This window comes from Paenibacillus sp. 2TAB26, from assembly GCF_052115145.1.
GTDB lineage: Bacteria > Bacillota > Bacilli > Paenibacillales > Paenibacillaceae > Pristimantibacillus.
In genome coordinates, this window is record NZ_JBFRGC010000037.1 from 66,900 (window position 1) to 75,184 (window position 8,285).

Annotated in this window: 5 protein-coding genes, 9 tRNA genes and 1 rRNA gene; all 15 read right to left on the reverse strand. The window is 46.9% G+C overall.

What is annotated here, in order from left to right:
- Positions 1-10: 10 nt before the first annotated feature.
- The gene (locus AB4Z50_RS31230; RefSeq protein WP_441885493.1) at positions 11-910 is read right to left on the reverse strand and encodes a carbohydrate ABC transporter permease; all 900 of its coding nucleotides are present in this window, start codon (positions 908-910) and stop codon (positions 11-13) included.
- 89 nt (positions 911-999) lie between these two features.
- On the reverse strand, positions 1,000-2,403 hold the full coding sequence (locus tag AB4Z50_RS31235; protein WP_441885495.1) for an ABC transporter substrate-binding protein: 1,404 nt from the start codon (positions 2,401-2,403) through the stop codon (positions 1,000-1,002).
- Between the two features lie 127 nt (positions 2,404-2,530).
- The gene (locus AB4Z50_RS31240) at positions 2,531-4,156 is read right to left on the reverse strand and encodes a response regulator (protein WP_441885497.1); all 1,626 of its coding nucleotides are present in this window, start codon (positions 4,154-4,156) and stop codon (positions 2,531-2,533) included.
- 1 nt (position 4,157) lies between these two features.
- Positions 4,158-5,957, reverse strand: a complete 1,800-nt coding sequence (locus AB4Z50_RS31245) for a sensor histidine kinase (RefSeq protein ID WP_441885499.1) — start codon at positions 5,955-5,957, stop codon at positions 4,158-4,160.
- Positions 5,958-6,162: 205 nt separating this feature from the next.
- On the reverse strand, positions 6,163-6,921 hold the full coding sequence (gene pdaA, locus AB4Z50_RS31250; RefSeq protein ID WP_179089892.1) for a delta-lactam-biosynthetic de-N-acetylase: 759 nt from the start codon (positions 6,919-6,921) through the stop codon (positions 6,163-6,165).
- A 178-nt stretch (positions 6,922-7,099) separates the two neighbouring features.
- Positions 7,100-7,176 (reverse strand) — tRNA-Pro (locus tag AB4Z50_RS31255).
- An 8-nt stretch (positions 7,177-7,184) separates the two neighbouring features.
- Positions 7,185-7,260 (reverse strand) — tRNA-Thr (locus tag AB4Z50_RS31260).
- A 74-nt stretch (positions 7,261-7,334) separates the two neighbouring features.
- Positions 7,335-7,410: transfer RNA gene (locus tag AB4Z50_RS31265), tRNA-Thr, on the reverse strand.
- Positions 7,411-7,485: 75 nt separating this feature from the next.
- Positions 7,486-7,561 (reverse strand) — tRNA-Thr (locus tag AB4Z50_RS31270).
- 32 nt (positions 7,562-7,593) lie between these two features.
- Positions 7,594-7,670 (reverse strand) — tRNA-Met (locus AB4Z50_RS31275).
- Between the two features lie 20 nt (positions 7,671-7,690).
- Positions 7,691-7,765: transfer RNA gene (locus AB4Z50_RS31280), tRNA-Glu, on the reverse strand.
- Between the two features lie 14 nt (positions 7,766-7,779).
- Positions 7,780-7,867: transfer RNA gene (locus tag AB4Z50_RS31285), tRNA-Ser, on the reverse strand.
- A 5-nt stretch (positions 7,868-7,872) separates the two neighbouring features.
- A tRNA-Asn gene (locus AB4Z50_RS31290) sits at positions 7,873-7,948 on the reverse strand.
- A gap of 5 nt (positions 7,949-7,953) precedes the next feature.
- Positions 7,954-8,030 (reverse strand) — tRNA-Ile (locus AB4Z50_RS31295).
- A gap of 146 nt (positions 8,031-8,176) precedes the next feature.
- A 23S ribosomal RNA gene (locus tag AB4Z50_RS31300) occupies positions 8,177-8,285 on the reverse strand; the annotation flags it as partial.

The window sequence follows — 8,285 nt, forward strand, 5'->3', positions numbered from 1 at the left end:
GCATCCTCCCTTATTGCATTTTATTCATGCGATTAGACAGCAGATGGTAGACAAGCGTAATGATGCCTACAATTACGGCTGTAGTGAAGCCGACTGCGCTTCCGTAGCCGAACTGCTGGTCAACGACCGCACCGGAGGAAGGCGTAGGGAAAAATAGCTTATATACGTATAAATACATAACTTCAGTTTTTCCAATCGGGCCGCCCTCGGTCAGTACCATAATCGTTTCATAACCTTTAAGCGAGTTGATAATTGCCAGCATAATGACGATTTGCAGAACAGGTCCAAGCATCGGAATCGTCAAATACCAAAACTGCTGTCTTTTGTTTGCACCGTCTAGTGAAGCACTCTCATACACATCATTTGGAATATTTTGGAGTCCGGCCAAGAACAACAGCATATAGTTGCCCACAGCGCCCCAGATGGCAATAATAATCGTAGTCATCATTGCGTTTTTGGGTCCAAGCCAGTCAATCCGCTCGGAGATAATATGGAACTTAAGCAAATACTGATTCAACACCCCGTTATACGAATTAAAAATAATAAAGAACACGACAGCCATAACCGCGGAGCTGATGACCGTTGGCATAAAATAGATCGCACGAAGTACATTGCGGCCTTTAAGCTTCTGGTTCAAAATAACGGCTAGCAGCAGGCATAGCGGTATTGTCACAATCAGCTTGCCGCCCGCATAAATGAATGTATTCACTACGGAGTCCCAGTACTGGGTATCAGCAAGCAGCCTGCGGAAGTTGTACAAGCCGGTAAATCTAGCTTCGCCGTAGCCTTTATAATCAAAAAACATATACCGGATAGCCCAGCCTAGCGGATAGATGCCTAGTACAACCGTTAGCAGCAGGCTTGGAAATAAAAAAAGATAAGAAAAACTCATTTGACGCGCTTTGTTCATCGTTTCCACTCCCGTACACTCTGTCTTAGGGGAAAGCAAAGGGTGGAGTCTGCACTCCACCCCGCATTGCTGTTCCTATAGTTAAGCCGTTATTTCGCACCCAGCTTCGTTGGATCAAAATCTGGTTTTGCTGCCGTGGTCACATCGCCGCTAGCAATCGCTTTATCAAGCGCCGCATTGTACCTTGTGTTCAGATCCTGAATGATCGCATCCAGATCCCCGCCGCCCAGCATATATTTAAAGAATGCATCATTGTACTTAATGCCCTCAATCGTAACAGCCGGACTTAATGGCCATGTAGCATCGTTGTCGCTTGGCAGGAAACCATCAATGCCATTGATGTCCGGTTTCGCGGCAACTGCCGAAATTGAAGGTACCATCGAGATGCCAAAGCCTTTTTCATGATACGTTTTCAAAATTTCATCGCCGTACATATATTCCATGAACTTCCACGCCGCTTCTTGGTTTTTGGAGAAGCTGCTTAGCGCCAGCCATTGGCCGCCAAGGAACGAGCTTGCACCTTTGACTGTTCCATCAATTGTTGGCACAGGTGCCGCAGCCCAATCGATTTTCGCTGGGAATTGGTTTTTGTATACACCCGGCTCGGAAGAGAAGGAAAGGTACATGCCTAGCTTGCCTTCCGCAAACTGCGCGCGCAGCGGATCGATATCAAGCGACTCCATGCCCGGCAGCGTGCTTCCGTCGTCATACATTTGTTTGAAGGATTGAATAATGTCTTTGAAGCCTGCAAAGTCGTATTTTCCGGTTTTAAAATCATATCCGAAGCCGCCGTAACCGCTCACTTCAGCAATGACACGTGCAGAGCGGCCAAACGCGCTATCCGCATTTTTGAAGTTTTGCGCGAAGCCGTAAGCGCCCTCTGCCTTGCCGACAGCCGTTATTTTCTTGGCTGCGTCGACCATTTCCGCAAGGCTTGTTGGAGGAGCGGCAATGCCTGCTTTGGCAAACAGATCCTTGTTGTACACTAGCCTTAATGTCGAGCCATAGTTCGGCAGGCTGTACATTTTGCCATCAATTTGGTTAAAGTCCTGAATGACCGGGAACTGCTCCTTCATCTTGTCTGTCAGCATAGCATCAATCGGTGCAAGATAACCCTTAGTTACATAAGTCTTGATCGTATTCTCCTTCACTCTGAACACATCAGGCCCTTGTCCGGAAGCAAACGCCAAGTCGATTGCCTGATCGTAATCATCCGTCTTGACGACCATTTCCACCTCGATGTTGTCCGTATTCGTGTCATTAAAGCTTTGAACAACCTCCTTGATATAGTCCATATCGTGGCGATCTCCGGTCCAATACACGATTTTTGTCTTTTTGCCGCTTTTCGCTGGTGTTGTAGCGCCGTCCGATTCCGCAGGCTTGTTGGAAGCTCCGCTCTCCGCCCCTGGCGAATTGTTGTTTGTGCTTCCGCAGGCTGCCAGTGATAAGGCAAGAAATGAGCTCAGCACGATCGTTCCGAGTTTTTTGTACATTGGTGATCCTCCCTTTGTAGGTGAAACCGTTTGCTTACTTCTTAACTATAAGAGATCAGACCCACATAGGTAATGTGGCTACCTTGCGAATAAGGGCAGATATTTCATGATTATCAAAACCTTGCTTCTACGGCTTCGGAGACCTGCCTAAGGAGATTTCCTTAAACTCGGTCGGCGTAAGGCCGGTCTGCTTTTTGAATACCTCGCTGAAATAGCGCCTGTGTTCATAGCCAAGCTCCTGCGCGATTTCCTGCACTTGAAAGTCCTCGATTAGCATCGATTTCGCCCGTTCGATTTTGACCTGCGTGACGAATTGCTGGAAGGTCGTTCCCGACACTTTCTTGAAAAGATTGGAATAATAGCCCCAGCTTAAATTCGCCTGCCTTGCGCAATGCTCCAAAGTTAGGTCAAGCTGCAAATGTGTTTTAATATAATCGATCGATCTATATATAATTTTTTGTGATTCGCTTGCCCTCTCCTTATCGATCAGCCTGCATCCGATTTCGCAAAGCTCAGTCAACCATTGCCTATAATCCTGCAGCGACGAACGGCTTCCCCGTCTCGCCTCCTGCACCTTCGACTCAAACTCCTTCAGGTTGCTGCGTGGGAACTTCTCCAGCAGCACCCTGAGCATTCTAAGGGATAGGCCGTGAAAGAGATGCTCGACATCGCTAGGCTCGGGGAGCACGGAGGAGCTTTGCATTTCATCAAAAATGGAAGCAAGCCACTCTAATGTCTTCTCCTTATTGCCCGAGCGAAAACCGAATAAAAATTCATTTTCACTCTCTGTCGTATAAATCCATCCAGCGGCGCTGTCCTGCGCTTCTTGCTGGGAGCTAAATGCGCCATTTCCCCCGGTATAGAAATGATAAGACAAGGCGCTGAGCGCTTGCTGATAACTCTTCGGGAGCTCACGCACACTCCCCGCCTCCATCCCGATGCCGATGGAAATAGTAAACTTCGTGTAGCTGGCGATATTTTCGCAGCAGGAATCAGCAATCCGCATCAAATGATCCCCGGGCTGCGCCTGCATAATGCAGACGTAGCGGTTAAGCGCCTCCCGGAAGATAACCGCCGATGTATGCTCCTTGATCGTCTCCTCGACGATATTTTGCAGGGAGAAACGCGCCAGCTCCAGCTCTTTCACAACCAAGCCGCCATATTTGTCCGTAAACTGGTCAATTTGAATTACCATGACCGCAAGCGGAGCCTGCAAAGGCGGCAGATCTAGAAATCCCCACCACTGTGAAATATCCGCCTCCTCGGTCTGATGATGGACAAGCAGTGACATATACTCCTGCCGCAGCGCAGGCAGGCTTTCCTTAATCTTCTTCTCCAGCCCAATGACATGCGAACGTTCCCGTTTGTCTTGCTCCGATGCTTCTTTCGCCTTTAAGACAACTTTGATAATATCCTCGATTGAAAAAGGCTTTTTCACATAATCAAGCGCCCCGTACTGGATCRCTTTTTTCGCATATTCAAAATCGGTGTAAGCGCTCAAAATAATAATTTTGCTATGAGGCAGCATTTCCACAATACTTCGTGTCATTTCTAGCCCGTCCATCTTCGGCATTCGAATATCGGTCAAAATTATGTCCGGCGACGTTTGCTTAATAACCGCAAGCCCCTCCTCGCCATTCGTGGCGCTGCCGACCACCTCGATCCCATGCTCCGCCCAAGGGATTTTGTGCTTCAGCATATCTACTACACTTCGAATATCGTCTACTATGCACAATTTCACCGGTTGACTCATGTTACCCCATCCCTTCCGTCTGCTTCGGAATCCAAATTTCAATCCGGGCTCCGCCACTACCATTATTGCTTATGATCATGCGCTGCTGGTCGCCGTAGTACAGCTGGAGCCGATGATAAATATTGCGGAGAGCATATCCCTCATCCATCGTCGTTGGATGAATAATCGAAGCCATGAGCTGCTCGGGAATGAGCCCCGTCCCATTATCCTCTACCGTCAAATGCAGCCAGTCCTCTTCCGATTGCGCATTAATATAAATTTCACCGCCTGATTCACGATCTTGAAAACCATGCAAAATGCTATTTTCTACAAGCGGTTGAATGACGACTTTTGGAATTCCGCAGGCAAGCAGCTCCGGATGCACCTCGATATGGCAAACGAACAGCTCCTCATAAGAAATCTGCTGAATGGCTAAATATTGGCGCACATGATCAAGCTCATCCTCCAGCGTAATTAAGTCTCTCCCCCCGCTGAGGCTAAGCTGAAACATTTGGGATAAAGCCAGAATCATCTCATTAACATCCTTGTTCTCGCCAAGCACTGATTTGCAATAGATCGTATTCAGCGTATTGTAAAAAAAATGAGGATCCATCTGTGCGGAAAGCGCCTTGATCTCGGCCTTTCGCTTCTCACTCTCCCGCACCTTGACGTCTTCAATCAGCTGCTTGATTTCGTCCAGCATCCGATTAAAGCGAAACCCCACCTGGGATACCTCATCCTTGTATTCGCTTTCGAAGCGCACGTTCAAATCATTTTCTTCCACCCGTTTCATCAGCCTTTGGAGACTGAACAATGGTTTTAACAATAAATAGATCATGTTGTTCGCTATGAATAATGACAGAACCATCAACCCAAGTATGACGTAAGTCGTTGCTTTCTTGATGCCGTTCAGTTTCGCTAGCAGGTCGCTCTTCGACTGGATACCAACAATCATCCAATCATCCTTTACTTCCAGCCTTGCGTAGTTCACCAGATATTCCTTTTTTCTGTCCTTATAAAAAAACGAGCCCATCATTTCTGCGGTCAGCTGCTTCGTGAACGCCGAGTGCTTCGTCAACTGGTTCTCCTGACTCGATCGATTATCTAAATTCACATCTTCGCCCTCTGAATCTACAAAATAATACTGTTTCTCTGCTGTCGACAAATTTTCCATGAACAGCTCATACAAATCATCTTGCTTCACATTAATGACCACATAAACATCCGATCGCTTCTCGCCCAGCTCGTTGACTCCCTCCACAACAAGGGAAATCACATCCTGTTTATCCATAAAAAAGGCATCCTTATGCCCTTTCGTCCAAAAGCCCCGCTTTATTTCCTTGAAATGCGTATACAAATCCGAATTATAAAATGAGTTTGCCGTGTCCCGGACATTGGACGTATGATAATAATCGCCGATCGGCGAAGCAATCAAAATGCTGTCAATCATCGAGTCATTGAATTTCACCTGCGAGAAAACACCTTGAAGAGAGGTCCACGTATTGTAATAGTGGTCTCGGTCATTGTTTTGTGCATCGGTCATCACCTGCTTGAACGGGTCGCTGAACATAAGCGCGCGAACGGCAATACCAATGTTCTTAAGCCGTTCATTTACGATTTGAGCAGATTGGTTGACCGTATCCTGACTTGTTTTGAGCGCATTCCTCTGTATTTCCTTCGAAGCGATCCAGTAGGCAATACCTCCTGTTGCTGTAAGGCCAAACATGATTAAAACAACGAAGGTCAGCCATATTCTGTGCTTGAGCGAAAGAGAATAATATAATTTTTTAACAAACGCTCCCCAATTTTTTTTGCTGAACATCATCATTCACCTCTCATCGCCTAAGTGGGCTTAGGCACACTCTTCTTTATTATAATGGAAGTTAAAATAGCTAAACATGCGGCAAAGTAAGGGATGAGGGCAGAATTCTAAAGATTTTAACATTGCGTTTGCAATATAAAATGGTTCGGAATAACAAAAAAACCTCAACCCCTGTAATGAGGTTAAGGCTTTTGGACGTACTTTACTAGATATTTAAATCAATGCCCATCTGATCTAAGCTCTTGAATAGATATCCTTGCCGGCGAGCCTCGTCTATAATTCTGCCGAGCGCCTCGGTGTTGTCTTTGGAAACAGAATGCAGCAGGATGATCGCTCCGGGATGGAGCTGCTTAACAACCTCGTTATACGCATATTGTGATCCTCTTTGCGCATTCACATCCCAGTCCTTGTACGCCACTGACCAAAATACATTCGTATAGCCGAATTGTTTGCTAGCGGCAAGCATCCGTTCGCTGAATATGCCTCTTGGTGGCCTCAGATACTTCATTTCTTTCTGACCGGTCAGCGTTTCTACATGCTCCTTGACCTTATCGAGCTCCGTTTTGATGCTTGATTCTGAGAGGGTCGACATATCCGGGTGACTCCAAGAATGGTTGCCTACAATATGCCCCTCCAGCACCATCCGCTTTAAAAGCTCCGGCTGATCTTTGACATAATGTCCCGTTACAAAAAAGACCGCTGGTACTTGTTTATCTTTTAATACATCAAGAATACGCGGTGTGTAGCCATTCTCGTAGCCGTTATCGAAAGTAAGATATAGCTCCTTTTGCGTTGTATCCCCTAGAAACAAAGCCCCGTGCTTCGTTACGATTTCTTTAAAGCCCTCCTCATCGATCGAAGGCAGACGCCCCTCCACGCTTTTCTTAAACCCGAAGTGGAATACCCCTGGCTGCCCATATGCAGCTGCTGGACTTATTAAGCCCCATAAGATCGCAATAAGCATGACAGCGACTCTAACCCTTTGCTTCAACAGTAAAGCCTCCTTATTCAATGAAGTGATTGCACTTCATCCGCATATTGCGTTTATATTTCCCCATAAACGCATAAAAAAACCGCTATTCCCATAAGTCCTGTAGACTTTGAGAATAGCGGTTTATGTTGTCAATCATTCTGTTAAAAGATGGTCGGGACGACACGATTTGAACATGCGACCCCCTGGTCCCAAACCAGGTGCTCTACCAAGCTGAGCTACGTCCCGAGAAAAGATGGTGCCGTCGAGAGGACTTGAACCCCCAACCTACTGATTACAAGTCAGTTGCTCTACCAGTTGAGCTACAACGGCACATCGATTATGTCCACCAATGCTGGTGGTTTTTGATGCTTGCTTGGCATAACCAAGAGGCATCTTAAGAAAAATGGTGCCGTCGAGAGGACTTGAACCCCCAACCTACTGATTACAAGTCAGTTGCTCTACCAGTTGAGCTACAACGGCGTAACGGTTATGTCTACCTTTGCAGGTAGTTTTGATGCTTGCCTGGCAACAACCAAGGAGCATCGAAAGAAAAAATGGTGCCGTCGAGAGGACTTGAACCCCCAACCTACTGATTACAAGTCAGTTGCTCTACCAGTTGAGCTACAACGGCATATGGATTTTTTTCACCATTTAAAGGTGTTTTGGTTGCGGGGGCAGGATTTGAACCTGCGGCCTTCGGGTTATGAGCCCGACGAGCTACCGGGCTGCTCCACCCCGCGTCATTTTGAAAGAAAAAATATGGTGACCCGTAGGGGACTCGAACCCCTGTTACCTCCGTGAAAGGGAGGTGTCTTAACCACTTGACCAACGGGCCTAGAAAAATTGGAACGGAGAGAGAGGGATTCGAACCCTCGCACCACTTACGCAGTCTAACCCCTTAGCAGAGGGTCCCCTTGAGCCACTTGGGTATCTCTCCAAACTTGGCTCCCCGAACAGGACTCGAACCTGTGACAACTCGATTAACAGTCGAGTGCTCTACCAACTGAGCTATCAGGGAAAATATGGTGGGCCTTAGTGGACTCGAACCACCGACCTCACCCTTATCAGGGGTGCGCTCTAACCAGCTGAGCTAAAGGCCCTAAGCATAAACATAAATCTTATGTAAGATCAATTGTTTATAATCAGGTAATCAAGTTGCGCCCTGAAAACTGGATACGAAAGATTAGGCTTGCTGAAGCCTTTTTAGCTGCTGTCTACCGGATGTATGGGTCACAGTAAACGTGTTTAGGATAAGCCCTCGACCGATTAGTATTCGTCAGCTACACACATTGCTGTGCTTCCACCCCGAACCTATCAACCTCGTCGTCTTCAAGGGGTCTTACATACTGGGAAAT